At 38.8% G+C, this 289-nt stretch carries 1 pseudogene; it reads right to left on the reverse strand.

From position 1 onward, the window contains the following. A pseudogene (locus tag A1019T_RS13825) lies at window positions 1-114 on the reverse strand (RNA-guided endonuclease InsQ/TnpB family protein); the annotation flags it as partial. Window positions 115-289 lie beyond the last annotated feature (175 nt).

Raw genomic sequence — 289 nt, forward strand, 5'->3', positions numbered from 1 at the left:
TAAATGCTCAAAGCTTAACGCATTAACATAGTTCCACGCATAATTCACTGAACCGCTTAGATGATTCAGCTCTTTTATGTGTTTGTCTTTAATGCGTAGCTTGAGTGTTTTCATATATTCAGTATGGCAAGATTAATTTTAGCTTACAACCCTTTAACGACTTCTTACGACAGTGTGTGTCGCCTTATATCCACCCCCTGAAGTGCATAGGTATCTACACAAATTTACTAGCGGCATCAGCGAATTCACGTAGTTTGTCAGGGGGATAATGATTTACCAGTTCGGTAAA

The organism is Psychrobacter piechaudii (assembly GCF_900162825.1).
Lineage (GTDB): Bacteria > Pseudomonadota > Gammaproteobacteria > Pseudomonadales > Moraxellaceae > Psychrobacter > Psychrobacter piechaudii.